Source organism: Embleya sp. NPDC050154, assembly GCF_044460165.1.
Taxonomy (GTDB): domain Bacteria; phylum Actinomycetota; class Actinomycetes; order Streptomycetales; family Streptomycetaceae; genus Embleya.
In genome coordinates this window covers 77,425-102,783 of the sequence record NZ_JBITJP010000012.1, presented here as the reverse complement: position 1 = coordinate 102,783, position 25,359 = coordinate 77,425, and the positions used below count along the sequence as shown (strand labels likewise).

General features: G+C 71.3%; 22 protein-coding genes. 8 read left to right on the top strand and 14 right to left on the bottom strand.

The annotated features are described in order from the left end of the window. Positions 1–77: 77 nt before the first annotated feature. Together ACIBSV_RS25225 and ssd are read right to left on the bottom strand one after the other, a co-directional pair. On the bottom strand, positions 78–1,484 hold the full coding sequence (locus ACIBSV_RS25225; protein WP_395866691.1) for a TadA family conjugal transfer-associated ATPase: 1,407 nt from the start codon (positions 1,482–1,484) through the stop codon (positions 78–80). Then, entirely contained in the window at positions 1,481–2,533 is a 1,053-nt protein-coding gene (gene ssd, locus ACIBSV_RS25220) for a septum site-determining protein Ssd (RefSeq protein WP_395867028.1), read from the bottom strand. Before ssd ends, ACIBSV_RS25225 begins: the two co-directional genes overlap by 4 nt. A gap of 690 nt (positions 2,534–3,223) precedes the next feature. Between ssd and ACIBSV_RS25215 the strand changes: the two genes are divergently transcribed. Continuing rightward, a complete protein-coding gene (locus ACIBSV_RS25215) occupies positions 3,224–4,030 on the top strand; it encodes an HAD family hydrolase (protein WP_395866689.1) in 807 nt (268 codons plus the stop codon). A 458-nt stretch (positions 4,031–4,488) separates the two neighbouring features. On the opposite strand, the gene ACIBSV_RS25210 is transcribed toward ACIBSV_RS25215, so the two are convergent. Continuing rightward, positions 4,489–5,295, bottom strand: coding sequence for an oxidoreductase (locus tag ACIBSV_RS25210; protein ID WP_395866687.1), 807 nt, complete (start codon positions 5,293–5,295; stop codon positions 4,489–4,491). Between the two features lie 270 nt (positions 5,296–5,565). Here ACIBSV_RS25210 and ACIBSV_RS25205 point away from each other — a divergent pair, with 270 nt between their 5' ends. Continuing rightward, positions 5,566–6,546 carry an ATP-binding protein gene (locus ACIBSV_RS25205; RefSeq protein WP_395866685.1) on the top strand — a complete coding sequence of 327 codons (981 nt, stop codon included), beginning with the start codon at positions 5,566–5,568 and terminating at the stop codon, positions 6,544–6,546. Positions 6,547–6,624: 78 nt separating this feature from the next. Here ACIBSV_RS25205 and acs read toward each other — a convergent pair whose 3' ends face one another. After that, a complete protein-coding gene (gene acs / locus ACIBSV_RS25200) occupies positions 6,625–8,610 on the bottom strand; it encodes an acetate--CoA ligase (protein WP_395866683.1) in 1,986 nt (661 codons plus the stop codon). 148 nt (positions 8,611–8,758) lie between these two features. After that, a complete protein-coding gene (locus tag ACIBSV_RS25195; RefSeq protein ID WP_395866681.1) occupies positions 8,759–11,107 on the bottom strand; it encodes a SulP family inorganic anion transporter in 2,349 nt (782 codons plus the stop codon). 258 nt (positions 11,108–11,365) lie between these two features. Between ACIBSV_RS25195 and ACIBSV_RS25190 the strand changes: the two genes are divergently transcribed. The 5 genes from ACIBSV_RS25190 to ACIBSV_RS25170 all read left to right on the top strand — a co-directional run bounded on the left by ACIBSV_RS25190 (position 11,366) and on the right by ACIBSV_RS25170 (position 17,060). Continuing rightward, complete coding sequence (locus ACIBSV_RS25190; RefSeq protein ID WP_395866679.1) at positions 11,366–12,352, top strand: sulfite exporter TauE/SafE family protein; 987 nt, start codon at positions 11,366–11,368, stop codon at positions 12,350–12,352. A gap of 210 nt (positions 12,353–12,562) precedes the next feature. Continuing rightward, a complete protein-coding gene (locus ACIBSV_RS25185) occupies positions 12,563–13,900 on the top strand; it encodes a hypothetical protein (protein ID WP_395866677.1) in 1,338 nt (445 codons plus the stop codon). Between the two features lie 310 nt (positions 13,901–14,210). Next, positions 14,211–15,533 carry a Na+/H+ antiporter NhaA gene (gene nhaA, locus ACIBSV_RS25180; protein WP_395866675.1) on the top strand — a complete coding sequence of 441 codons (1,323 nt, stop codon included), beginning with the start codon at positions 14,211–14,213 and terminating at the stop codon, positions 15,531–15,533. 110 nt (positions 15,534–15,643) lie between these two features. Next, complete coding sequence (locus ACIBSV_RS25175) at positions 15,644–16,063, top strand: phage holin family protein (protein WP_395866673.1); 420 nt, start codon at positions 15,644–15,646, stop codon at positions 16,061–16,063. Between the two features lie 76 nt (positions 16,064–16,139). Then, on the top strand, positions 16,140–17,060 hold the full coding sequence (locus tag ACIBSV_RS25170; RefSeq protein WP_395866671.1) for an alpha/beta fold hydrolase: 921 nt from the start codon (positions 16,140–16,142) through the stop codon (positions 17,058–17,060). 495 nt (positions 17,061–17,555) lie between these two features. On the opposite strand, the gene ACIBSV_RS25165 is transcribed toward ACIBSV_RS25170, so the two are convergent. From ACIBSV_RS25165 to nth, 4 genes are all read right to left on the bottom strand, one after another. Further along, positions 17,556–18,242, bottom strand: a complete 687-nt coding sequence (locus ACIBSV_RS25165; protein ID WP_395866669.1) for a metal-dependent hydrolase — start codon at positions 18,240–18,242, stop codon at positions 17,556–17,558. Positions 18,243–18,328: 86 nt separating this feature from the next. Then, positions 18,329–19,513, bottom strand: a complete 1,185-nt coding sequence (locus ACIBSV_RS25160; protein WP_395866667.1) for a MarP family serine protease — start codon at positions 19,511–19,513, stop codon at positions 18,329–18,331. Positions 19,514–19,651: 138 nt separating this feature from the next. Further along, on the bottom strand, positions 19,652–20,386 hold the full coding sequence (locus ACIBSV_RS25155; RefSeq protein ID WP_395866665.1) for an NUDIX hydrolase: 735 nt from the start codon (positions 20,384–20,386) through the stop codon (positions 19,652–19,654). After that, positions 20,383–21,366: an endonuclease III gene (gene nth / locus ACIBSV_RS25150; protein ID WP_395866664.1), complete on the bottom strand. Its 984-nt coding sequence runs from the start codon at positions 21,364–21,366 to the stop codon at positions 20,383–20,385. The genes ACIBSV_RS25155 and nth overlap by 4 nt, the downstream gene beginning before the upstream one ends. 167 nt (positions 21,367–21,533) lie before the next feature. Here nth and ACIBSV_RS25145 point away from each other — a divergent pair, with 167 nt between their 5' ends. Further along, on the top strand, positions 21,534–22,208 hold the full coding sequence (locus ACIBSV_RS25145) for a Crp/Fnr family transcriptional regulator (RefSeq protein WP_020554920.1): 675 nt from the start codon (positions 21,534–21,536) through the stop codon (positions 22,206–22,208). A gap of 55 nt (positions 22,209–22,263) precedes the next feature. On the opposite strand, the gene ACIBSV_RS25140 is transcribed toward ACIBSV_RS25145, so the two are convergent. The 5 genes from ACIBSV_RS25140 to ACIBSV_RS25120 form a co-directional block, all read right to left on the bottom strand. Further along, positions 22,264–23,088 carry an MBL fold metallo-hydrolase gene (locus tag ACIBSV_RS25140; protein ID WP_395866662.1) on the bottom strand — a complete coding sequence of 275 codons (825 nt, stop codon included), beginning with the start codon at positions 23,086–23,088 and terminating at the stop codon, positions 22,264–22,266. Positions 23,089–23,166: 78 nt separating this feature from the next. Then, positions 23,167–24,042: an NUDIX hydrolase gene (locus tag ACIBSV_RS25135; RefSeq protein ID WP_395866660.1), complete on the bottom strand. Its 876-nt coding sequence runs from the start codon at positions 24,040–24,042 to the stop codon at positions 23,167–23,169. 114 nt (positions 24,043–24,156) lie between these two features. Continuing rightward, entirely contained in the window at positions 24,157–24,624 is a 468-nt protein-coding gene (locus tag ACIBSV_RS25130) for a RidA family protein (protein ID WP_395866659.1), read from the bottom strand. After that, positions 24,621–24,788 (bottom strand): hypothetical protein, encoded by a 168-nt coding sequence (locus ACIBSV_RS25125; protein ID WP_395866657.1) that lies wholly within the window; start codon positions 24,786–24,788, stop codon positions 24,621–24,623. The genes ACIBSV_RS25130 and ACIBSV_RS25125 overlap by 4 nt, the downstream gene beginning before the upstream one ends. A gap of 11 nt (positions 24,789–24,799) precedes the next feature. Further along, positions 24,800–25,252 (bottom strand): Lrp/AsnC family transcriptional regulator, encoded by a 453-nt coding sequence (locus ACIBSV_RS25120; protein ID WP_395866655.1) that lies wholly within the window; start codon positions 25,250–25,252, stop codon positions 24,800–24,802. Positions 25,253–25,359: the final 107 nt, after the last annotated feature.

Genomic DNA, 25,359 nt, shown 5'->3' with positions numbered 1-25,359 from the left:
GCGCCCCCTCGCCGCCACCACCCCCGGCAACGCAGCCGATCGCCGGCTGCCCGCCCCCCGAACCGCCCCCGCCGCCCTCATCCCCGCCACCACCCCGTCAGCAGTGCGGTCAAGCGCTGGTGGCCCGGGCCGGCTCGGTGGCCTCCGCCGCGTTCGAAGCAGGCTGCCGGGATCGGGCGGACCCATCCCGCCGCGTCCCGTTCGAGGACGTGGATCTCGGCCACCCGGCGCAGACCGTCGCGCTCGCGCACCACATGCACCACCAGGTCGAGCGCGGCGGCCAGTTGGCTGTGCAACGCTTCCCGGCCCAGGCCGGCCAGCGCCCCGAGTGCCTCCAGCCGCGCGGGCACGTCCGCCGCCGAGTTCGCGTGCACCGTGCCGCAGCCGCCCTCGTGGCCCGTGTTCAGCGCCGCGAGCAGTTCGACCACCTCGGCGCCGCGCACCTCTCCGACCACGAGCCGGTCCGGTCGCATCCGCAGTGCCTGGCGGACCAGGTCCCGCAGCGTCACCTCGCCCGCGCCCTCGACGTTGGCCGGCCGCGACTGGAGCCGCACGACATGTGGATGACGCGGCGTCAGCTCGGCCGAGTCCTCGGCGAGCAACAGCCGTTCGGCCGGATGCGCGCACCCGAGCAGCGCCCCGAGCAGCGTGGTCTTGCCCGACCCGGTGCCGCCGGAGACCAGGAACGCGGCCCGCGCCGAGACCACCGCGCACAACAGTTCGGCCGCCGCCGGCGACAACGAACCGGCCCGCACCAGGTCGGCCAGGCCGAGCGAGGTCCGCCGCGGCACCCGCAGCGACAAACACGTCCCGCGCACGGCGACCGGACGCAGCACCGCGTGCAGCCGGATCCCGTCGGCCAACGTCGCGTCCACATAGGGCGAGGCGTCGTCCAACCGCCGCCCGGCACCGCTCGCCAACCGCTGCGCGAGCCGCCGCACCGCCGCGTCGTCGGCAAAGGTCACCGCCGTGCGCTGCGGCCCCGCCCCCCGGTCGATCCACACCTCGTCGGGCGCGTTGACCAACACGTCGGTCACCTCGGGATCGCGCAACAGCGCGTCCAGCGGTCCGGCACCGGCGATCTCCGACCGCAGCGCCCGGACCAACTCCGGCAACGCCGCCTCGCCCAGCACCCGCCCCTCGGCACGAAGTGCCGCGGCCACCGCCCCGGGGGTCGGCTCGTGCCCGCCGGCGGCCAACCGCGACCGCACCGCCTCCACCAACTCCGGCTCCGGCGGCGGCACCGCGACCACCGTCGCCGCCGACGGCGGTGTCCCCACCGCGGCGGGCGGTGCCGGCGGCGGCACCGCCCGCAACTGCGGCGCCGAGAACACCCCGGTCCCGCCGCCCGCCGGAGTCGGCACCGGCCACGGCGGCGGTTGCGGCACCCGAGCCGCCGGCCTCGCCCGCCCGGTGCCCTGCGGCCCCGGAAGCGGCGTCGGCGGCGGGAACGGCGGCATCGGCGGCACCTCGCGCGCGCTCACGCCGCCTCCCCGCGCATCAGGCCGGCCGGGTCGCCCGCGAGGTAGTCGCGACAGAACCTGGCCAGCGGTCCGCGCGCCCGCAGGCCCGGCGGATCGCCTCGCTCGGCCGCCGCCGAAAGCCCCGCCTCCGGCCGCAACTCGCCCGCGAGCGGCAGGCCGAGGCCGCGCGCGACCGCCTCCGAGGTCAGCCCCGACGCGCTCGGCTGCCGCACCACCGCACGCAGATCGCGCACCATCGGCCCGACCCGCGTGGACACCTGCGCCGCCGCGGCCAGCGCGCGCACCTCGGCCGGCACCACCAACAGCCCGGTGTCGCACTGGCGCAGCGCCTCCGCCCCCATCGAGTCGGTGTGCCGCGGCACGTCGAGCACGGCGACGTCGTGGCGTCTGCGCACCGCCCGCACCACCGAGCGCATCGTGTCCGGCAGGATTCCCGGTGGTCGGTCGCGATCCCACGAGAGCACGGTCAGTCCGTGCAGGTGCACCAGTGCGTCGGACAACGCGCCGCCGTCGATCCGCCCGCGCGCGCTCGCCAGATCCGGCCAGCGCAGGCCGCGCTCGTCCTCGCCGCCGAGCAGCACGTCCAGACCGCCGCCCAGCGGGTCCACGTCCACCAGCGCGGTGGTCAGCCCCGTACGCACCGCGGTCACCGCGAGCGCGCAGGCCAGCGTGCTGGCCCCGCTGCCGCCGCAACCACCGAGCACCGCGATCGTGTACGCGTCCGGTCCGGTGCCCTCGGCCACGTCGCCCAATCGATCGACGATCCAGGCCTCGGCGTCGGGCAGGAACACCACGTGGTCCGCGCCCGCGTCCAGGGCCCGCCGCCACACGTCGCCGTCGTCCAGGTCGGCGCCGATCAGCACCACGTCCTCCCGGCGCGGGTATCCGCACCGGGCCAGACCCGGGGTCACGTCGTCGCCGACGATCACCAGCGGCGCGCCCCGCCACGCGGCCCGCGCCGCGCCCGCGTCCGGTTGTACCTCCGGTTCGATCCCGGCCGCGGCACACAGCCGCAACAGTTCGTCGAGCAGGACGGGATCGCCGGTCACCAGGAGCGGGCGGGCCGGCCGAGGCGGGGAGAGCGCTGCCACGGAACCTCCAGGGGTCGGGGAGGTCCGTCCGAACCGAGCCTCCCGAGAACTGACCCCACCGTCGCCGCCGGCGCGCGCTCGGCCGAGCGGGTGGTTCGTACCTGTGGACAAGCCCGTGGTTGTGGATTGCGGATTCACTCGGGAGAGGGACGCTTCAGCCGTTCCGGACATGTCTTCCGTGTCTGATCGCGCGTAGACCACCGAAAAATCGACCGGGAATCCCCCCGAAACAGCGGAGAACGGCAGTTCCGAAAAAGTCCGCGCCCCACACCGGGGCAAGATCGACGCAGACCGACACCGATCGACGCGGAATCGCGGATTCAATCCGAGCCGGGCCGCCGGGCACCGCGTCGACAATCCCGCCCGCCGACCCGACGGCACACCGACAATCGCGCACCTCGGCGGTTAGTCGGACAAAGCCCGACCCACACCCTCGTATGGGCGCAAAAAAGCCCCCCGGACAAGCGACGACCCCCGCCGGGGGGGAGAGCGGGGGTCGTCTCCACGGCCGACTCGGGGGGGGAGGAGTCGGACCGGGTTAGCACGGTCGCGAACGATCCGTGACTTCCAGGATGTACCCGAGGGGGTTCTCTAGCAAACCCACGACGTGGAGTTTACGCCGAATGGCTGCCCTTATCCTCGTGAACTGTGGAAACCCAGGCTCCGAAGCGGACAGCAGCCTTCTTCGACCTCGACAAGACCATCATCGCCAGGTCCAGTGCGCTGGCGTTCAGCAGATCCTTCTACCACGGCGGTCTCATCAATCGCCGCTCCGTCCTCAAGAGTGCCTACGCGCAGTTCGTGTTCCTCGTCGGCGGCGCGGATCACGACCAGATGGAGCGCATGCGCGAATATCTCTCCGCCCTCTGCCGCGGCTGGGACGTCCAGCAGGTACGCGAGATCGTCGCGGAGACTTTGCACGACATGATCGACCCGATCATCTACGACGAGGCCGCGTCCCTGATCGAGGAACACCACGCCGCGGGCCGCGACGTGGTCATCGTCAGCTCCTCCGGAGCCGAAGTGGTCGAGCCGATCGGCGACATGCTGGGCGCGGACCGGGTGGTGGCCACGCGCATGGTGGTCGAGGACGGCCGCTACTCCGGCGAGATCGACTTCTACGCGTATGGGCCCAACAAGGCCGCGGCGGTCAAGGAGTTGGCCCGAACCGAGGGCTACGACCTGACCTCCTGCTACGCGTACAGCGATTCGATCACCGACCTGCCGATGCTCCTGGAGGTCGGCCACCCGTACGCGGTCAATCCCGATCGTGGCCTGCGCCGCGAGGCGACCGGTCGGGGATGGCCCGTGCTGGTCTTCAGCCGACCCGTCGCACTGCGCCAGCGGGTGCCCACCCTCTCGGTGCCCTCGCGCCCCGTACTCGCCGCGACCGCGATCGGCGCGGGCGCCACGGCGGCCGGCTTCGTGTGGTACCTGGCCAGGAAGCGCCGCTGACCCCGGGCGACCGGCCGAAACCCGGATCGCCGGCACGGGCGAAGCGGGCCGGGAGCACGACGATCGGGGAGCAAATCCGACAAAGGCCAAAAGTAAAGATCTTGGCCCAGGGGTTCCACTCCCCCCGGCAACCCACTAGAAAAGGGACCAACGGCCCGTACGGCCCCCGCTTCGGCGGACGGCCCGAGCAGGCCGAGCACGACCGCCGGGAACCCACGTGCGACCGACCCTCGTAGGGGCCGAACGCGTCGGATGACCTGCATGTTCTTCCCCCCGTGGATGCGCATGCCGGGGCCGATCGTCATAACGGGTACACGCTTGGTACCCCGGTGGGAGTGACAAAACGGCGGCGTCCTCGCGGGCGCCGCCGTCTCGTGCGTCCACGGTCGGAAACCGCGCCGAGCACGCACGGCGCGGCCCGATCGCGGCAGGCGCCACGACCGCCCGCGGGATCGCGGTCAGATCCCGCGCATCACCGCTTCGCAGACCGCCACGCTCTCCCGCGCGCCCAGCGTCATCGCCTCCGCGCAGTGCCGGATCCAGGTCGACACACCTTCGGCGGTGCCGCTCTCGTACGCGCGCAGCGCCGCCGCGTAGGCGTCCACGCCCAGTTCCAGGTGGCCGACCTCGGGCACCGCCGCGCCCTTGGGGTCCAGGCCGCGGGTGACCAGCACGATCCGCTGCGCGGCCCGCGCGACCAGGCCGTTGCCCCAGGTGAACGGCGCGAGGGTGAGGATCTCCGCGTGGGTGACGGCGGCGACCACGACCGCGGGCGCCGAGGAGGGCGCGAGCAGCAGCCGGGACAGTCCGTCCAGGCGGGCGGCCACCTCCTCCGCGGAGGGCAGCGGGCCGGGCAGTTCGCCGTCGCGGCGCGGTCGGCCGAGCGCCTCCGCGGGCACCGCGTCGGCGGCGGCGACCACGTGCAGGCGCGCCAGCACCTGGAGCGGACTGTGCCCCCACGTGCCCAGCAACGAGCCGATCTCGGCGGACAGCCGCAACGCGCCGGCGATCACCGCGCCGCCGTCGTCGAGCGAGGACGAGAAGTCGGTACGGCGGCGGATCTCCTCGAGCGACCAGTCGACCCCTTCGAGCGCGGCACTCGCGCGCGCGCCTCGAAGCGCGGACTCGGCGCTGATGTCCATGCTGCGGCGGCGCATCGTGCGGTGGCCGAGCAGCCGGTCGACGGCCTTGCGGGTGTCCTCGACGGCCTCCGGGACGCCGGGCAGCGCGGCCAGGGCGGCGAGGGGATCGGTTGCGGTGCTCACCCGGGCGAGATTACGCCGCACGGGAAACCACCCGCGACCCCGGTCCGCACGACACGCGACGGCCGCACGCCCACCACCACACGATCACCGAGCGACTTGACGCGGACACGGTGAGCGACGGATGATCGTATTCGAAAACGATTGTCAAACCCAGATCGTCGAACCCAGGTCGTCGAACCCGGATCGTCGAACCACCCGGACCGACCCCGTCGTCGGGTCGAACCCGTCGATCGGTTCCATCGGTCGAACCCATCATCGGAGGGCCCATCCGTGAAGATCGCCTTCGTCGGCAAGGGCGGCAGCGGCAAGACCACGTTGTCGTCCCTGTTCATCCGACACCTCGCGACGACCGGCCGGCCGGTCGTCGCGGTGGACGCGGACATCAACCAGCACCTGGGCGTGGCCCTGGGCCTGGACGAACAGGCCGCCGCGACGCTGCCCGCGATGGGCGCCGAACTGCCCGCGATCAAGGAATGGCTGCGCGGGGACAACCCGCGGATCGCATCGGTCGCCGAGATGGTCAAGACCACGCCACCGGGCCGCGGTTCGCGGCTGATCCGGCTCGCCGACGACAACCCGATCCACGCGGCGTGCGCGCGCGAGGTGCCGGGCCTACCCGGGCTGCGGCTGATGGCGACCGGGCCGTTCGAGGAGTCCGACCTGGGCGTCGCGTGCTACCACTCGAAGGTCGGCGCGGTCGAGCTCTACCTCAACCACCTCGTCGACGACGCCGACGAATACCTGGTGGTGGACATGACCGCCGGATCCGACTCGTTCGCCTCCGGGCTGTTCACCCGCTTCGACATCACCTTCCTGGTCGCCGAACCGACCCGCCGGGGTGTCGGCGTCTACCGGCAGTACCGCGACTACGCGCGCGACTGGGGCGTCTCGCTCGCGGTGGTCGGCAACAAGGTCCAGGGGCCCGAGGACGTCGAGTTCCTGCGCGAGCACGTCGGCGCGGACCTGCTCACCTGGACCGTGCAGTCCGACTTCGTGCGCGCCCTGGAGAAGGGCCGCGCGCCCGGCTTCGAGACCCTGGAGCCGGCCAATCGCGCCGCGCTGGAGGAGTTGACCCGCGCCTGCGACGCCGCGTTCGAGCGCCGCGACTGGGAGCGATACACCGCGCAGATGGTCGAGTTCCACCTCAGGAACGCGCGGAGCTGGGCGAACGCGAAGACCGGCGCCGACCTCGCCGAGCAGGTCGACTCGGCGTTCGTGCTCGGCCCGCAGGCGATCTCCGCCGCGGTGTGAACGCGGCGGGGCGGCCCGCTCCCGAAGGAACGGGCCGCCCCGCCTCGATCAAGTCCCGGCCGGCGGCCGGCCCCGGGGTCAGTCCTCGGCCGCCGCCGAGGGCAACTGCGACGTGATCAGGTCCATCACCGACGCGTCGGTCAGCGTGGTCACATCGCCGAGCGTGCGGCCCTCCGCGATGTCGCGCAGCAGGCGGCGCATGATCTTGCCGGAGCGCGTCTTGGGCAGTTCGGCGACCGGCAGGATGCGCTTGGGCTTGGCGATCGGGCCGAGCACCTTGCCGACGTGCTCGCGCAGTTCGCCGACGAGGTCCTCGGACTCGGACGCGCTGCCGCGCAGGATCACGAACGCCACGATCGACTGCCCGGTGGTCGCGTCGGTCGCGCCGACCACGGCCGACTCGGCGACCTTGGGGTGCGAGACCAGCGCCGACTCGACCTCGGTGGTGGAGATGTTGTGGCCGGACACGAGCATCACGTCGTCCACCCGGCCGAGCAGCCAGACGTCGCCGTCCTCGTCCTTCTTGGCACCGTCGCCGGCAAAGTACAGCCCATCGAAGCGGGACCAGTAAGTGTCCTTGAACCGCTGGTCGTCACCCCAGATGGTGCGCAGCATCGACGGCCACGGCTGGTCCAGGACCAGGTAGCCCCCGCCGCCGTTGCCGACCTCGGTCGCGGTGTCGTCGACCACCTTGGCCGAGATGCCCGGCAGCGCGCGCTGCGCGGAACCCGGCTTGGTCTCGGTCACGCCCGGCAGCGGGCTGATCATGATCGCGCCGGTCTCGGTCTGCCACCACGTGTCGACGATCGGGGTCTTCCCGGCGCCGATGTGCTCGCGGTACCAGATCCACGCCTCGGGGTTGATCGGCTCGCCGACACTGCCCAGGATGCGCAGCGAGGACAGGTCGAACCGGGCCGGGATGTCGTCGCCCCACTTCATGCAGGTGCGGATCGCGGTGGGCGCGGTGTACAGGATGGTGACCCCGTACTTCTGCACGATCTCCCACCAGCGGCCCTGGTGCGGCGAGTCCGGCGTGCCCTCGTACATGACCTGGGTGGTGCCGTTGGAGAGCGGGCCGTAGGTGATGTACGAGTGCCCGGTGACCCAGCCGATGTCGGCCGTGCACCAGTACACGTCGGTCTCGGGCTTGAGGTCGAACACCGCGTTGTGCGTGTAGCTCGCCTGGGTCAGGTAGCCGCCGGAGGTGTGCAGGATGCCCTTCGGCTTCCCCGTGGTGCCGGACGTGTACAGGATGAACAGCGGGTGCTCGGCGTCGAACGCCTGCGGCTCGTGCTCCTCGGACTGCGCGTCGACCAGGTCGTGCCACCAGAGGTCGCGGCCCTCGGTCCAGGCGACGTCGCCGCCGGTACGGCGCACCACCAGCACGTTGCGCACGTCCGGGCAGGACTGCAGCGCCTCGTCGATGGCCGGCTTGAGCGCGGAGGGCTTGCCGCGCCGGTAGCCGCCGTCGGCGGTGATCACGACGCGCGCGTCGTTGTCGTTGACACGTGAGGACACCGCGTCCGCCGAGAAGCCGCCGAAGACGACCGAGTGCGGGGCGCCGATGCGCGCACACGCGAGCATCGAGATCACCGCCTCGGGGATCATCGGCAGGTAGATCGCGACCCGGTCGCCCGCCTCCACGCCCAGCGAGGTCAGCGCGTTGGCCGCCTTGGACACCTCGCGCTTGAGGTCGGCGTAGGTCAGCGTGCGGGTGTCGCCCGGCTCGCCCTCGAAGTGGATCGCCACCCGGTCGCCGTTGCCCGCCTCGACGTGCCGGTCGACGCAGTTGTAGGCGACGTTGAGCTTGCCGTCGGCGAACCACTTGGCGAACGGCGGCGTCGACCAGTCCAGCGTCTCCTGCGGCTCCACCGCCCAGTCCAGCCGCCGGGCCTGCTCGGCCCAGAAGCCGAGCCGGTCCGCGGCCGCGCGCTCGTACGCCTCGGCCTTGACGTTGGCGTCTGCCGCGAGCGCCGGCGGGGGCGCGAAGCGTCGCTCCTCGCGCAGCAGGTTCGACAGTGCCTCTCCGGCCTTGTCCCCGGTGTTCCGGTCTGCGTTGCTCACGCGTACTCCTCCGTGCCGCTGCGGTCGGTTCCTTTGGCCGTAGCTCATCAGGGACCGGCCCGAGCCGGCAAGAGGAGGACCACGATTGGTTTAGACCACTTGTCGGCTCACGGCGCATCGTGGCCGACCGCGCGATCGTACGGGGTGGCTACCCCGCGTTGAGCACCGGAAAAGTGTGATCTTCGGCGCCCAGGGTGACACCCTCCGGGAGCACCCCGGATTCGGCCCGCTCCGCGTCCACCGGGCCGAAGTCGCCGCGCACGCCGTCGTAGAGATACATCTGCGCGGAGGCGATGTCGAAGTACAGCCCGAACAGCCGCAGTCGGCCCTCGGACACGGCCCGGGCGACCACCGCGTGGTCGAGCAGGTTGTCCAATTGCTGGACCACGTTGGTCAGGCACAGTTGCTCCACCGGCGGCACCAGGTGGCCGGTCAGGGTCGGCGCGGGGCCGGCCGTGAAGCGCGCCAGCGACGCGTCGCCGTTGCGCAACCAGCGATCCAGATGCGGCGTGGTGCCGTGCCCCGACCCGGCCTCGGCCGCGTCGCCGACCTTGTCCAGCAGCGCGTTCATCGCGCCGCACCCGGAGTGCCCGCACACCGTGATGCTGCGCACACCGAGCACGGCCACCGCGTACTCGATCGCCGCGCCCACCGAAGCGTCGGCCGTGTTCGGGTCGGCGTGCCCGGCTTCGCCGCACGGCACCAGGTTGCCCACGTTGCGCACGGTGAACAGGTCGCCGGGGCCGCTCGCGGTGATCAGGTTCGGCACGATCCGCGAGTCGGCGCAGGTGATGAACAGTTGCGCGGGCTTTTGCCCCTCCAACGCTAGCCGCTCCAGGAACGGCTGCACGAGCGGCGCGGTGCGCTGCTGGAACTCGCGCGCGCCGGCCACCAGCGCCTGGGACGCGGTGCCGTCCTCGCGCGGGCACGCGCGCTGCCAGTGCCACCACGGCGCGAACCAGCGCGGCGACGGGGTCAGCCGCGAGCGCCTGGGCCCCGGGGAACCGCCCGCGGCCCGCTCGTAGCACCCGTCGTGGATCTCCTCGATGTCCACCCGCCCGCCACGCGCGAGGTAGCCCGCCCGCCACGAGTGCACCGCCTCGAACGCGGCCTGGTCGAGGTAGTCCACCGTCATGTCCAGCACGACGTGCTCGCCCGGCGGCAACTTGCCCAGCACTCGGGACAGCCGCGGCACCGACAGGAAGGTCAGCGACCCGTGCACCTCGACGTGCAGCACACCGTCGTCGGGCTGGACCCGCACGGTGCTGCGGCTGAGCCGGTACAGCGCGGTGAGCACCGCGACCACCACGCCCAGCAGCACGCCCTGGAGCACACCGGCCAGGACCACCCCCGCGATCGTCGCCGCGTAGGCGGGGAACTCGCGGTGCCGGTGCACGTGTCGGATGTGCGCGAGGCTGACCATCTGGATGCCGACCACCATCACCAGCGCGGCCAGCACCGCGAGCGGGATGCGCTCGACGAGCGCGCCGAGCAGGACCACGAACACCATCACCCACACGCCGTGCAGGATGGTCGAGAACCGAGAGACCGCGCCCGCGCGCACGTTGGTCACCGAGCGGATCGCGACACCGGTGACCGGATAGCCGCCGATCGCGCCGGAGGCCACGTTGCCCACGCCTTGGCCGATCAGTTCGCGATCGAGGTTGGCCCGGGGCCCGTTGTGCAGCCGGTCGACCGCGGCGGCCGACAGCAGCGACTCCATGCCGGAGACCAGGGCCACGCTGACCACGCCGACCGCGATCGCGCTCCAGGCGCCCGACGGCGGCAACACCGGGGTGGTGAAGGTGACCGAGGACAGGTCCACCCTGGCCACGTTCAGGTGGGTCACGCTCGCGACCGCCGTGGCGAGCGAGACCGCGATCAGCGGCGCGGGCACCTTGGCCGGCGCCGCCCACCGCCCGGGCAGCCGGGACAACAGCGGCCAACCGAGCAGCAGGACCACGGTGATCACTCCCACCGCGACCGCGGGGGCGCGCAGATTGCCGACCTGGGTGGGCAGTTCGCGCAGGTTCTCCCAGGCCGAGCGCTGTGGCGCGCCGCCCAGGACCACGTGCAACTGGGCCAGCGCGATCACCACGCCGATGCCCGCGACGACGCCGTGCACGACGGCCGGCGACAGCGCGAGGGTGGCCCTGGCCACCCGGAGCAGGCCGAGCAGGATCTGCACCAGGCCGGCGCCGACGGTGACGAGACAGGTGACCCGCCAGCCGTAGGTCTGCACGAGACCGGCCACGATCACCATGACGCCGGCGGTGGGGCCGCTCACCTGGAGGGGCGCGCCTCCGAGCAGGCCGACCACGATGCCGCCGATCACGGCGGAGATGATGCCGGCGCCGAGGGGGGCGCCGGCGGCGAGCGCGATACCGAGCGAGAGCGGTACGGCGACGAGGAAAACCACGAGTGAGGCGCCGAGGTCCGCGCGCAGCGTGGCGGTCCGGGAGACCGGCGCGGGTGTGGTGGTAGGGGCAACGGGCATGTCCGTGTCCTCCGGGTCAGTCATGTCAGTCATGTCATGGCGGGCATGGCTGCCGCAGGGATGGCGGCGCGCGGGTCGAACGAGAGAGTTCCGGGCCCGGTAGGCCAAGTTAACTCTAAGTGTTTACATCGTCACAGTAAGGCTATCCTTTTCGGAACGTAAAATATGCACCCGCATGGGTGAAACGAGTGTTTCGCGCCGGAGATCTTCCACACTGTGCGTGATGGCACGTAATCTCCCCGGAGTGGGGGTGGTGCCGTGCAGGTGCTCACGCTGTTCGCGACCGGGCTCGGTGCGGGGATCGTCGCGGGTGGCGCGTCCTGCGCGGCGGTCCAGGGCGGCCTGCTGGCCGGGGCCGTGCGCCCGTGCGAGAACCCGGCCGGCGACTGCGCGAGCACGCCGCCGCGCGGCCTGCTCCCCCGCGCACTGACCGCGTTCCTCGGCGCGAAGCTGCTCGCGCACACCATCCTCGGCGCACTGCTCGGCCTGCTCGGCGGCGCGGTGCAACCGGCGCCGGGCACCCGTGCGATTCTGCTGCTCCTGGCGGGCGCGCTGATGGTGCTCTTCGGGTTGTCCATGCTCGGCGTGCCCGGCGTCGGCCGACTGCTGCCGCGCCCCTCGCCGCGCGGCGCCGGTCGCGGTCCGCTGCTCTTGGGCGCGGCCACGGTGCTGGTCCCGTGCGGAGTGACGCTGAGCGTCGAACTGGTCGCCGTGACCGCCGGGAACGCCCTCGGCGGGGCCGCCGTGCTGACCGGCTTCGTGCTCGGCACCTTCCCGCTGTTCGCCGCGCTCGGCCTGCTGGTCGGCGCGTCGGGACGGCTCCTGCGCGGCCGACCGACGGCCGCCGTGGGCCTGTTGGTGCTCGCGGTGGCCGCCTGGACGATCGCCTCCGGACTGCGCCTGGGCGGCTGGTGGACGCCGGCCGCGGTGGGCACGGTGGACCACGCGGCGGCGAGCACCGGGGCCGATGGCGTGCAGCGGGTCACCGTGCGGGTCGGGAACGAGGGCTACCACCCGGCCCGCGCGCTCGCCCGGGCCGGCGTACGCACCGTGTTGGTGCTGCGTACCGACCGCACCACCGGCTGCACCCGGGGCTTCGTCCTGCCCGCCCGCAACGTGCAGCGCGTCCTGCCGACGTCCGGCGAGACCGGGATCGACCTGGGCACGCCGCACGCCGGCACCCTCACCTGGACCTGCTCGATGGGCATGTACAGCGGACGGATCGAGTTCCGGGCCGACCCCTGACCGTCCCGGGTGACGGCGGATCGCTTTGGGGCCCTTCCGCCCCGTACGGTGATGTGTCCGCACTCACGCGCCCCGTGCGATCCGACGCGTCCCGACTCGGGTACGCGGGGAAAGCGGTCCGGGCACGCACGCAACCGGGTGACCCCGGCGTGCGTATGTATCGATAGGGAATACAGCTCGGTCCGGCATGTCCATGGGAAGAGGTGAACTGTGCGAACTGTCCGCGGCGCTGCGGTGCTCGTCGTTGTCGCAGTCCTGGCCGCTATCGGTTTCGTGGTTTTCGCAAAGGACGGGAAAGATTCCGGCAACTCCTCTGCAAAGACCTCTGGCAACGGAAATCCGAGCGCTCCGGGCAAGGAATCGGACAAACCGAGAGGTCCGGTCCGGCCGATCGGCGACGGCTCGACCGCCGACACCGGTCCGCAGCCGAACCAGCCGAAGGTGGAAAAGCTCAAGCCGGGTGAGAAACCGCCGCAGTTCGTCGTGTTCTCCTGGGACGGCGCGGCCGAGGACGGCAACAAGCTGGTCTCGGAATTCTTGAAGCTGTCCGAGGCGAACAAGGCGCAGATGACGTACTTCCTGAGCGGCATCTACATGCTCCCGAAGGCGAAGCGGGCCATGTACACCGGACCGAAGCACGCGGCCGGCGCATCGGACATCGCGTTCATGTCCGACGAGACGATCCGCAACACGATCGTCCAGATGCGCGAGGTCTGGCTCAAGGGCAACGAGATCGGCACGCACTTCAACGGCCACTTCTGCAACAGTTCCACGAGTGGCAAGTCCTGGGCCCCGGCGGACTGGAAGAACGAGACCGAACAGGCGGTCAAGTTCGTCCAGAACTGGAAGACGAACACCGGGTTCGCCGATCTGCCGCCGCTGCCGTTCGACTACTCGCTCGGCAAGGAACTCATCGGCGGCCGGGCACCGTGCCTGGAGGGCCAGACGAATCTGATGCGGGCCGGCAAGGAAATGGGCTTCCGCTACGACGCGAGTTCCGCCGGTGGTCTTCAGGTGTGGCCCAAGCGCGGCAAGGAGACCGGCATCTGGGACTTCCCGCTCCAGTCGCTGCCGTGGCCGGGGAACCCGAGCAAGTCGCAGCTCTCCATGGACTACAACATCATGTACGAGCAGGAAGCGCTGCACGGTAAGTACGACCCGTCCAAGAAGGACGCGTGGGAGAAAGAGGCCCACGAGTTCTACATGAACGGATTCCAGCGCGCCTATACCACCAATCGCGCGCCTTTGTTCATCGGCAACCACTTCGAGGACTGGAACGGCGGCATCTATATGAATGCCGTCCGGGACACGGTGAAGTCGATCTGCACCAAGTCCGACGTGCGCTGTGTGACCTTCCGTCAGTTGACCGACTGGCTCGAAGGCCAGGACCCCGCGGTGATCACCAAGCTGCAGGGTCTGGGCGTCGGCCAGAACGTGACCGACTGGAGCACGATCATCACCGCCTCCGCCGGGGGCCAGAACAAGCCCGCCGCGCTTCGCCCGCTCGCCGCCTCGGACTCCGCGGTGCTGCCTCGTCGCCAGGACTGAGCGACCGGCCGAATCCGCGTCCGGCTCCGGCCCCGTATCGAAATCCCCTTCGGTACGGGGCCTTTGCGTGGGCGGCGCGGGTCGACGGGGGCATCGGCGAGCCGAGGGGCGCCGACGCGGCCGTGCGCGGTTCGGTTCCCTCGTGGTGCGCATCTTGTCGATACACTGACGGGGATCGGGTCGGTTCGGGTTCCGCCGTCCCGCGTCAGGGGTCTCCTCTTGGAGGCATGCCGGGAAGTCTGGTCGGCGCTGTTTTGTCGTTTTCGCAGGGCGGTATGCGCCTGCGAACCACAGCCGACCTGGAGGTCCCGTGGCTGCCGAGTCCGCACCACGCACCAAGTTCTTTCGGCGTCCGTCCACGTTGGCCGAACGGAACTTCATCGCGGACGCGCTACGCACCGAGACCGTCGGCGGCGCGCTGTTGCTGATCGCGGCGGTGATCGCGGTGATCTGGGCGAACACCGGGTGGAGCGGGGCCTACCACGATCTGCGCGATTTCCGCATCGGTCCGAGCGCGCTCAACCTGGACCTGTCGCTGGGCACGTGGGCCGCGGACGGCCTGCTCGCGGTGTTCTTCTTCGTGGCGGGCATCGAACTCAAGCGCGAACTGGTGGTCGGCGACCTGCGCAATCCGGCCCAGGCCGTGCTGCCGGTGGTGGCCGCCGCGTGCGGGATGCTCACTCCCGCGCTGTTCTACTTCGCGGTCAACGCGGGCGGCGGATCGCCCGACGGCTGGGCCATCCCCACCGCGACCGACATCGCGTTCGCGCTGGCCGTACTCGCGGTGATCGGCACCAGCCTGCCCTCCGCGCTGCGTTCGTTCCTGCTCACCCTCGCGGTGGTCGACGACCTCGGCGCGATCCTGATCATCGCGATCTTCTTCACCGACTCGGTCGACTTCCTCGCGCTGGCCGGGGCCTTCGCCCTGCTCGTGGTGTTCGCGCTGCTCCAGCGCTTCCGGGTGCGCGGCTGGTGGTGGTACGTACCCCTCGCCCTGGTGACCTGGGCGCTGATGCACGAGAGCGGCGTACACGCCACGGTCGCGGGTGTCGCGATGGGCCTGTTGATGCGCGTGGTCCCGGACCCGGACGAGCGAACCTCGCCGGCCGAGCACGTCGAGCACCTGGTGCGGCCGGTCTCCGCGGGCGTGGCGGTGCCGATCTTCGCGCTGCTGTCCGCGGGCGTCGCGGTCTCCGGTTCGGTGCTCGGCGACGTGTTCACCCAGCGGCCCACGCTCGGCATCATGATCGGCCTGGTCGCGGGCAAGGTGGTCGGGATCTTCGCGGGCACCTGGCTGGTCGCCCGGTTCACCCGGGCCCAACTCAGCGACGACCTCGCGTGGTCGGACGTGTTCGGCATGTCCATGCTCGCCGGCATCGGCTTCACGGTGTCCCTGTTGATCAGCGAACTGGCCTTCACCGACGACCCGACGCTGACCGAACAGGCCAAGGCCGCGGTGCTGGTGGGTTCGGTGCTCGCGGCCGTCGCGGCGTCGGTGGTGCTGCGGATAAGGAACAACACCTACGCCCGGTTGTGCGCCGAGGAGAATCGCGACGACGACGGCGACGGCATTCCGGACGTCTATCAAGCGGACGCGGATCGACTCCGCGACGAGAAGCTCGGCTACTCCTGAATACTTCGTTTCCCATCCGAAACACTCGTACGACGCGCCCCGCTGGATACGTATCGCCGCAGCAGGGCATGATCGGGGTCGGATTATCCATACAGGTACAAGGAGTGACCATGGCAGGCACCGACAGGTCCCCGGCCCAGGACGTGCCCGTCGACGCACAGCGATCCCTCGGCGAGCTGTTCTCGTCGGCCAGCCGCGACATGTCCACGCTGGTGCGCAGCGAGATCGCGCTCGCCAAGAGCGAGGTCAAGGTCAGCGTGGTCAACGTCGCGAAGGGCGGCGGCGCGTTCGGCGCGGCTGCCTTCATCGGCGTGTTCGCGTTCATCTTCCTGAGCTTCGCGATCGTGTACGGAATCCACGCCCTCGGTCTCGGCGTGGCGTGGAGCTTCCTGATCGTCGGCGGCTTCTACCTCCTGCTCGCGGGCGGGCTCGCGTTCTACGGCATCAAGTCGTTCAAGAACGTCCGCGCGCCGGAGCGCACGATCACCACCACCCGGGACACGGTCACCACGCTCAAGAACGTCGGTTGATCCGGCAACGCGCCCGGGCCGGCCAAACCGGCGGCGGAAACCGGGGTGCGATGGCGAGTGTGCGACGCTGCTCCGCATGACGGTTCCCGAGAGCACCGTGGTCAACGTGGACGGGCCCTGGACACACCGCGACATCGCCGCCAACGGCGCGCGGTTCCACATCGCCGAGATGGGCGAGGGGCCGGTCGTGCTGTTGCTGCACGGTTTCCCGGAGTTCTGGTGGGCCTGGCGGCATCAGATGCCGGTGCTGGCCCGGGCCGGCTACCGCGCGGTCGCGATGGACCTGCGCGGGTACGGCGGCAGTGACCGCACCCCGCGCGGCTACGACCCGATCACCCTGGCCCTGGACGTGACCGGGGTGATCCGCTCGCTCGGCGAGCCGGACGCGATCGTGGTCGGCCACGACCTGGGCGCCTACCTGGGCTGGACCGCGGCCGTGTTGCGGCCCAAGGTGGTGCGCCGGTTGGTCGCGGTGTCCATGCCGCATCCCCGGCAACTGCGCGGCGCGCTGTTGACCGACCGGCACCAGATGGCCGCGAGTTCGCACATCTTCGGCTTCCAGCGACCGTGGGTGCCCGAGCGGCAGTTGGTCCGCGACGGCGCGGCGATGGTGGGCGACATGTTGAGCGCGTGGTCGGCGCCGGGCCGGCCGGCCGACGAGTCGATCGCGCGCTACCGCCAGGCGATGTTGGTGCCCGGCACGGCGCACTGCGCGGCGGAACACTACCGCTGGCTGATCCGGTCCATCCCGCGCCCGGACGGCATCCAGTACTCGGCCCGGATGAAGTCCCCCGTCGAGGTGCCCACGCTGCATCTGCACGGCGCGCTCGACCCGGTGATCCTGCCGCGCACGGCGGCCGGCTCCGGGCGCTACGTGGAGGCGCCCTACCGCTGGCGACTGATCGAGGGCGTGGGGCACTTCCCGCACGAGGAACAACCGTCCGTGTTCACCGAGGAACTCCTGGGTTGGTTGAAGGACCCGGAACCCGAGCGCTGAAGTTCCGACAGCGCTTCCGGGCCTTTCTTGTACGATCTTGACGGGGATATCCGACACTTCCGTACAGATCGCCTCCGACGTGTCCGGAAATGATTTTCGGACCGCCGAGGCGGCGCGATTACGCCGTCGGTGACCCGGGTAGGCGCCACCGTATGAGCCGGACGTACAACGCTCCGAGCATGGCGGCGGGGGCCGGGGACACCCGGTCGGAGACGGCAGAGACCCTCATGGTTGAGATCGGCACCACTGGCACTCACGGGTTCGAGCACACGCGAGGGGCGCCGGCCGGCGCGGTTGCCGACCGGGGGGATCATTTGCCGGGGCTGATGGGGATATTGCGCCGACGAGCGCGTTGGTTGAGTCTGCGCCTGCGCTTCCTGCGTTGACGTGTCGACGCGACCCGGGACCGGGTCGCGTCGCATCATCCCCTGTCTCGCGTACGGGTTCCGCTTCGCGCACGGGCTCCGCGCAGCGCTCGATGCCGCTTTTCGCCGCTCAGGCGAACGTGCTGAACCACAAGAGCGCGACGGTGGCGAGCATCATCACCGGCACCAGGACGAGCGTCTCCACGCGATTTCCGGTCCGGCTGACCACGGCCACCTCGAAGCGGGTGCCCAGCGGCCAGAACAGCGGTATCCCCTGCTTGGTGAGGAAGTCGCCGAGCAGGTGCGCGATACAGCCCAGCACGATCACCATCGGCAACCAGTCGGGGGCCGCCGGCATCCAGTGGTCGACCACCGCCGTGCCGCCGCCGGCGAGCGCGACGATGGTGATCCAGGAGGCGACGCCCTTGCCCGGCGGACACAGGTTCAGCGCGCGCAGCGCGAGCGCGAGCAGCAGGAAGACCATGGTGAGGGTGAACGGCCGCCCCAAGTGCTCGACCCCCTGCCAGGTCAGCAGTCCGGCCAGGACGACGAAGGCGATCGAGTGGGTCGCGTGTCGGTGCCCGCCGGACACTTTGGCCACGCCCGCGCACAGCGCCCGCGAGAGCGGTCCCAGGAAGTTGGCGATCGTGCCGTTGTGGTGATCGAGGTCGGGCAGCAGCGCCGCGCCGGCGGTCAGGAACGTACCGATCACGATCTCGGACGGGGACAGGTGGTTGTGCCACAGGTGTTGGGGCAGCGTCGGTGCCGTCGCCGCGAACACCAGTGCCCCGCTGACCGCGTGCGAATGCCCGAGCATTCCCCCACCCCACCCCGCCTCGCCCCGCCCTCGCCGCTCGTCGCGGCTGTGCCCGAACGTCTGCCCGAGAACCCGGCGGACATGCGTCACATGGCGCAACTCTGGGTGTCCACGGGACGGTCGCCGACCGCGCCCGCCTCGGCGTCCGCGCGCACCTCCTCGACGGTGAGCGCGTACCCGGTGGACTCGTCGTCGAGCGACTTGGCGAAGATCACCCCGGCGACCTTGCCGTTCGGTGAGATCAGCGGGCCGCCGGAGTTGCCCTGGCGCACCTTCGCGTACAGCGAGTAGACGTCGCGACTGACCGTGCCGCGTTTGTAGATGTCCGGGCCGCCGGCCTGGATCCGGGCCCGGACCCGGGCGGGTTCGACGTGGAAGGCGCCGTTCTCCGGGAAGCCCACCACGATCGCGTCCGCGCCGCTCTCCACCTTGGGTTCGAACTGCAGCGGGGTGGCCTTGAGTCCGGGCACCTTGAGCACCGCGATGTCGCGCTTCCAGTCGTAGAGCACGACCTCGGCCGGGTATTCGCGGCCCTCGCCGCCGATCTGCACGGTCGGCTTCTTGACGCCACCTACTACGTGGGCGTTGGTCATCACGCGCTGCGGGGCGTAGACGAAGCCGGAGCCCTCGATCACCTTGCCGCAACTCTTCGCGGTGCCGACGATCTTGACGATGCTGTCCCGGGTCTCCTGGACCGCCGGCATCGACAACAACCTCGGGTCCGGCGGCGGGACCTGCGGGATGTCCTCGCGAACGAATGGGCTGAAGACCTGCGGGAAGCCGTTGCGGTCGAGCAGGTTGCCGAACGAGGAGAACCACGTGTCGGCGCCCTGCGGCAACACCTTCTGCACGCCGCCGAGCACCTGCGAGGAACGCACCTCGCGCGAGATGGTGGGCATCGAGGCGCCCGCGACCGAGGAGCCGATCAGCCAGACCACGATCAGCAGCGCGCACACGCTCACGATCGAGCCCCCGGCCGCGTCCACCAGTCGCGCCGGACGCCAGGTGAGTTGCCGGCGCAGCCGGTTGCCGGCCGCGGTGGTCAGCGCCTGGAGCGCGGTGGCCAGCACGAGCACGACGCAGATCGCCGCGATCGAGGGACCCAGCCCCGGCTCGAACCGGTTGAGCAGCGACGGCACCAGCCACATGCCGAACACACCGCCGCCGATGAAGCCCAGGAACGAGAGCACGCCGACGATGAAGCCCTGCCGGTATCCGGAGATGGCGAAGGCCACCGCGGCGGCGAGCAGCAACAGGTCCAGGACATTCACGGGCTCACGTTCTCATGTGCGAGCCCGCGCTGTCCGCCGCCGTGCCGGTTCGTCGAACACCGGTGACACAGCCGTACAGGACCGGTGTTGACGTACCGTCAGCCCGCCCCGCACCGGGTGCGGCGGGCGGGCCGGCGGTCAGTCGCGGACCTCGGGCTCGGAGGCGGTCTCCTCGTAGCGGTCGAACCCGCGCCGGGCCAACCGGCTCTCGGTCTCCGAGAGGGCGACCTCGCGGCGGCTGTCCCACGGCCGTTCCCAGCCGGTGTGGTGCAGGACCCGGTCGATCAGCCCCGCGGTGAAGCCCCAGACCACCAGGTCGTGCACCAGGAACGCCGGGCCCAGGTGACCGCCGGGGTGGCGCAGTCGGGCCCGGTTCGCCGGTTCGGCGAGCTCGGCGATCGACACCCGCAACACGCGCGCGACCTCCTCGGGTGCCCCCGGGGCGACTTCACTCTCCCGGTGCCACCACGCGAGCACGGGCGTGACCACGAAGTCGCTCACCGGGATGTACAGGTCCGGCAGCCGGCCGAAGACCCGCACACCGGAGGGGTCGAGCCCGACCTCCTCCTGCGCCTCGCGCAGCGCGGTGCCCTCCGGGCCGTCGTCGCCCGGGTCCACGGAACCGCCCGGAAACGCGGGCTGGCCCGCGTGCGAGCGCAGCGTCGCGGCGCGTTGCAGCAGCAGCAGGTCCGGACCGTCGGGCCCCTCGCCGAACAACACCAGCACGGCGGAGCGCCGACCGCCCTCGGCCGGTGGCAGGAAACGGCTCAGTTGCTCGGGGCGGATCTCCCGGGCGGCGCGCGCGACCGGACGCAGCCATTCCGGCAGATCCGCTTCGGCCCAGGTCTGGATCCCGGTTCCGGTCTGGGTCACCCGGCGTCCCCCTCGTCTCGCGGTGCGGCCTTCGCTCGTGCGGCCCTCGCTCGGGTGGCCTTCGTTCGTGCGGCCTCGGCCGGTGCGGCCTTCGTCTCGGATACGTCTTCGGATGCGTCGCCCGGCACGGCGAGCACCGGCTTGGCCGGCGGCTTGAGCCGTTGGCCGGGTTGCCCGGCCATCTCGTACTTGAGCAGCGCCCTGGCCTTGATCGGATCCGTCTCGCCCTCGCCGTACGCCGGACACAGCGGCGCGATGGCGCACGCCCCGCACGCCGGGCGGCGGGCGTGGCAGACCCGGCGGCCGTGGAAGATCACCCGGTGCGACAGCAGGGTCAGGTCCTTGCGCGGAAACAGCGCGCCGACCTCCTGCTCGACCTTGACCGGATCATCGTCCTTGGTCCACCCGAAGCGCCGGGCCAGCCGGCCGAAGTGGGTGTCGACGGTGATGCCGGGCACGTCGAAGACCTCGCCGAGCACCACGTTGGCGGTCTTGCGACCCACGCCGGGCAGCGTGACCAGTTCGGCGAGCTTGCCCGGCACCTCGCCGTCGTAGCGTTCCAGGAGCGCCTGGGCCAGGCCCTGCACCGAGCGCGTCTTGGCCCGGAAGAACCCGGTCGGCTGAATGATCGCCTCCAGTTCGGCCGGTTCCGCGGCGGCCACCGCGGCGGCGTCGGGAAAGCGGGCGAACAGTGCCGGGGTGACCGTGTTGACCCGTCGGTCGGTGGTCTGCGCGGACAACACCACCGCGACCAGGAGCTGGAACGCGTCGCCGTAGTCGAGTTCGCAGTGCGCACCCGGGTATATCTCGCCCAATTCGCGATTGATCCGGCGCGCGCGGCGCACCAGAGCGAGATGGGACTCGGTTTTCACGACCTTCGCGGCCGCCCGCGACCTGCGCGGCGCGGGCTCCGTCACGTTGCTCGACACCCGGCCAGAGTACGCAGATGGACGGGGCGTACGGTCGAGCAGTCCGCACATGCTTGATCACAGGAGCGACATGTCCGGTTACTGTGGATCCGCCCGTTCGTGATCCAGGCCACCCCGCGTGATGATTGCGGGTACCGGTGCGTCAGACTGTGACCGATCGCACTGTTTGACCGCTCGGCTTTCATTGGTGTCGACCAGGCCGGCCTAGGAGGAACCTCGTGGACGACGTTTTGCAGCGGGCTCCGCTGTTCGCGGCGCTCGAAGATGAGGACGCCGCCGAGCTGCGGGCCTCCATGACGGAGGTCGCGCTCGAGCGCGGGGACTCGCTCTTCCACGAGGGTGACCCGGGTGACCGCCTGTACGTGGTGATCGAGGGCAAGATCAAGCTGCACCGCAGCTCCAACGACGGCCGCGAGAACATGCTCGCGGTGCTCGGCCCGGGCGAGATGTTCGGCGAGCTGTCGCTGTTCGACCCCGGACCGCGTACGGCGACCGCGACCGCGCTCACCGACGTGCGCCTGCTCGGCCTGGGCCACTCCGACCTGCAGCCCTGGCTGACCGGTCGGCCCAAGGTCGCCGCGGCACTGCTGCGGGCGATAGCGCGTCGGCTACGGCGGACCAACGAGAGCCTGGGCGACCTGGTCTTCTCCGACGTCCCGGGACGGGTGGCCAAGGCCCTGCTCGACCTGTCCCGCCGGTTCGGCGTGCCCGCCGACGAAGGCATCCACGTCGCGCACGACCTCACCCAGGAGGAGCTGGCCCAGTTGGTCGGCGCCTCGCGGGAGACGGTCAACAAGGCGCTCGCCGACTTCGCCAGCCGGGGTTGGCTGCGACTGGAGGCGCGTGCGGTGGTCCTGATGGACGTCGAGCGGTTGTCGCGCCGCTCGCGCTAGCACGTCGCGCACCGAACACGTGGGGGTCCGCCGTCGGCGGGCCCCCACGCGGCGTTCAGGCGTCCGCGCGCTCGGTCAGGTATTCGAGCTGGGCGCGGACCGACATCTCGGCGGCCCACCACAGGCCGCGGTCCACGTCCGCGTAGACCCGTTCGACGACGTCCTGGGCGGTCTTGTCGCCCGCCGCGACCGCGGCCTCCACCTGGGCCAGCCGGGCCGCCCGGTGGGCCAGGTAGAAGTCGAGCACGCCGACCGCGTCGTCCAGGATCGGGCCGTGCGCGGGCAGCACCGCGGTGACCTCGCCGGCGGCGGCGAGGGCGCGCAGCCGGCGCAGCGAGTCCAGGTAGTCGCCGAGTCGGCCGTCGGGGTGCGCGACCACCGTGGTGCCACGACCCAGCACGGTGTCGCCGGTGATCACGAAGCGGTCCGCGGCCACCACGAAGCACACCGAGTCGCCGGAATGGCCGGGAGTGGCCAGTACCCGCAGGTCCAGGCCGCCGTCGTCGATCACCTGGCCGTCCACCAGGCCCTCGCCGCCGTAGCGCCACTGCGGGTCGACCGAGTGCACGACGGCGTTGGTGAGCGCCTTGAGGCCGGCCACGCCGGCCGAGTGGTCGGGGTGGCCGTGGGTGAGCAGGATCCGGCCCACGCGGCGGCCCTCGGCCTCCACCGCGGCCACGATCGCGCGCAGATGGCCTTCGTCGTCGGGGCCGGGGTCGATCACCACGGCGGTGTCCGCGCCCGGCTCGGCCACGATCCACGTGTTGGTGCCGTCCAGCGACATCGCGCTGGGGTTCGGTGCGAGCAGACAGGTCACCCGGGAGCTCGCGGGTCCGCCGATGGTCGGGCGCGGGTTGCCGGGCAGGGGCTGTGCGTTCATGGTGGTCATCCTGTACCTCGGTGGCCCGGACCGATCCGGTGGATGCCCTCGGACCGGCTCCGGGTCGTCGGTGGGGCCTCAGCGCAGACCGAACGGGTCCGCGACCCCCGGCCATTCGAGCACGAGGCGATCCCCGTCGAAACGGCCCTGGGCCATGATCGGGGTGATCTCCCGGTCGGCCGCGGCGGCCAGGGCAGCCGCCGGGTCGGCCAGCTCCGCCAGGTGGTGCAGCGTGTCGATGGTGGGCGGCAACATCGCCATCTCCTGCGCCCGGTGTTGTGCCAGCGCGTCGCCGGGCCGGGCCCAGGTGACCCGGTCGGCCTCGCCGGAGACGTCCCGGGTGCGCTGGCCGGCGGGCAGGGCGGCGACGAAGAACCACGTGTCGTAGCGGCGGTCCTCGAACTCGGGGGTGATCCAGCGCCCCCACGCGCCCAGCAGGTCGGAGCGCAGCACCAGTTCGCGCCGCTCCAGGAACTCGGTCAGCGTCTGCTCGCGCGCCACCAGCGCGGCGCGGTCCGCCTCCCAGTCCGCGCCGGTGGTGTCCGAGACGACGGTGCTCGGGTCGGGCCCGGCGAGCAGCACACCGGATTCCTCGAAGGTCTCGCGCACGGCGGCGCAGACGATCGCGCGGGCCTCGGCGACGCCAGTGCCCAGCCGCTTGGCCCACTCGGCGGGTTCGGGGCCGGCCCAGGCCACCGAGTGGTCCGCGTCCCGGGGGTCGACGCCGCCGCCGGGGAAGGCGTACATCCCGGCCGCGAACTTCATCGTGGTGTGCCGGCGCAGCAGATACGCCTCGGCGCCGTGCGGCCGCTCGCGCAGCAGCACCACGGTCGCCGCACGGCGCGGAGCCACCGGTTCCGCCTCGCCGGCGATGATCGCGCGGGCCCGCTCGGCCCAGGACGCGGGCATGCCCGGCTGGGCCTTCCCGGCTCGCGTACTCCCTGATTCGGCCATGCGCCGGATCGTACGCCTGACCGAGTCAAGTTCCATCCCTCGCCCCCGAAAACGATCGGACCCGACCCGAAAGGGCCAGGTCCGATCATCACGATGGCGCAGCGGGCGATCCGCTCAGACCACCTCGACGAGGATCTCCACCTCGACCGGGGCGTCCAGCGGCAGCACGGCCACCCCGACCGCGCTGCGGGCGTGCCGCCCGGACTCGCCGAACACCTCGCCGAGCAGTTCGCTGGCGCCGTTGATCACGCCGGGCTGGCCGGTGAAGTCCGGGGCGCTGGCCACGAAACCGACCACCTTGACCACCCGACGCACCAGCGACAGGTCGCCGAGCTCGGCCTTGACCGCCGCGAGCGCGTTGAGCGCGCACTGGCGGGCGAGTTCCTTCGCCTCCTCGGCGGTGACCTCGGCGCCGACCTTGCCGGTCGAGGGCAGCTTGCCCTCGACCATAGGCAACTGGCCCGAGGTGTAGATGTAATTGCCGGTGCGGATCGCCGGAACGTACGCGGCCACCGGCGGCACCACGCCGGGCAGGGTCAGCCCCAGCTCGGTCAGGCGCTGCTCGGGGTGTACCTCGCTCACTTGGCCGCCTCCTGCTTCGCACGCTTCATGTAGGCCACCAGGCTCTCCGGGTTGGGGCCGGGCACGACCTGCACGAGCTCCCAGCCGTCGTCGCCCCAGTTGTCCAGGATCTGCTTGGTCGCGTGCACCAGCAGGGGGACCGTCACGTATTCCCACTTCGTCATGTGTGCAGACTTTAGACGGACACGTCGGGCGGTTCGACGGGGCGCCACGCCACCGGCGAGGACAACACCATCGTGCTGGAGGGTTTGCCGTGCTCGGCGAGCCGGTCGATCAGAATCTGGAAGTCGGACATCGATGCGACCGCGACCATGAGCAGGCAGCACGCGTCACCGGTGACCCGGTGCACCTGGAGCACCTCGGGCCACTCGCGCACGGTGTCCGCGTCCCGGCGCAGCAGGCAGCCGGGGCCGTAGCAATTCATCCGGACCAGCGCCACCACACCGCGGCCGGCCGCGGCCGGATCCACATGCGCGTGATAACCGGTGATCACGCCGGTGTGTTCGAGCCGGCGCACCCGGGTGGCCACCGCGGGCGCGGAGAGGTTGATCCGCCGGGACAACTCGTTGAGCGAGACCCGGGCGTCGCGCTGCAATTCGGCGAGCAATCTGCGGTCGATCGCGTCCATGCGCACCCTCCGTTCACGATCGTGAGCACATGTCCTTCGACACTTTGCGAGCGTAAACCGAACCGGGGCTTCCGATGCTCGACACCCATTCCCAACCGAATGGTCGC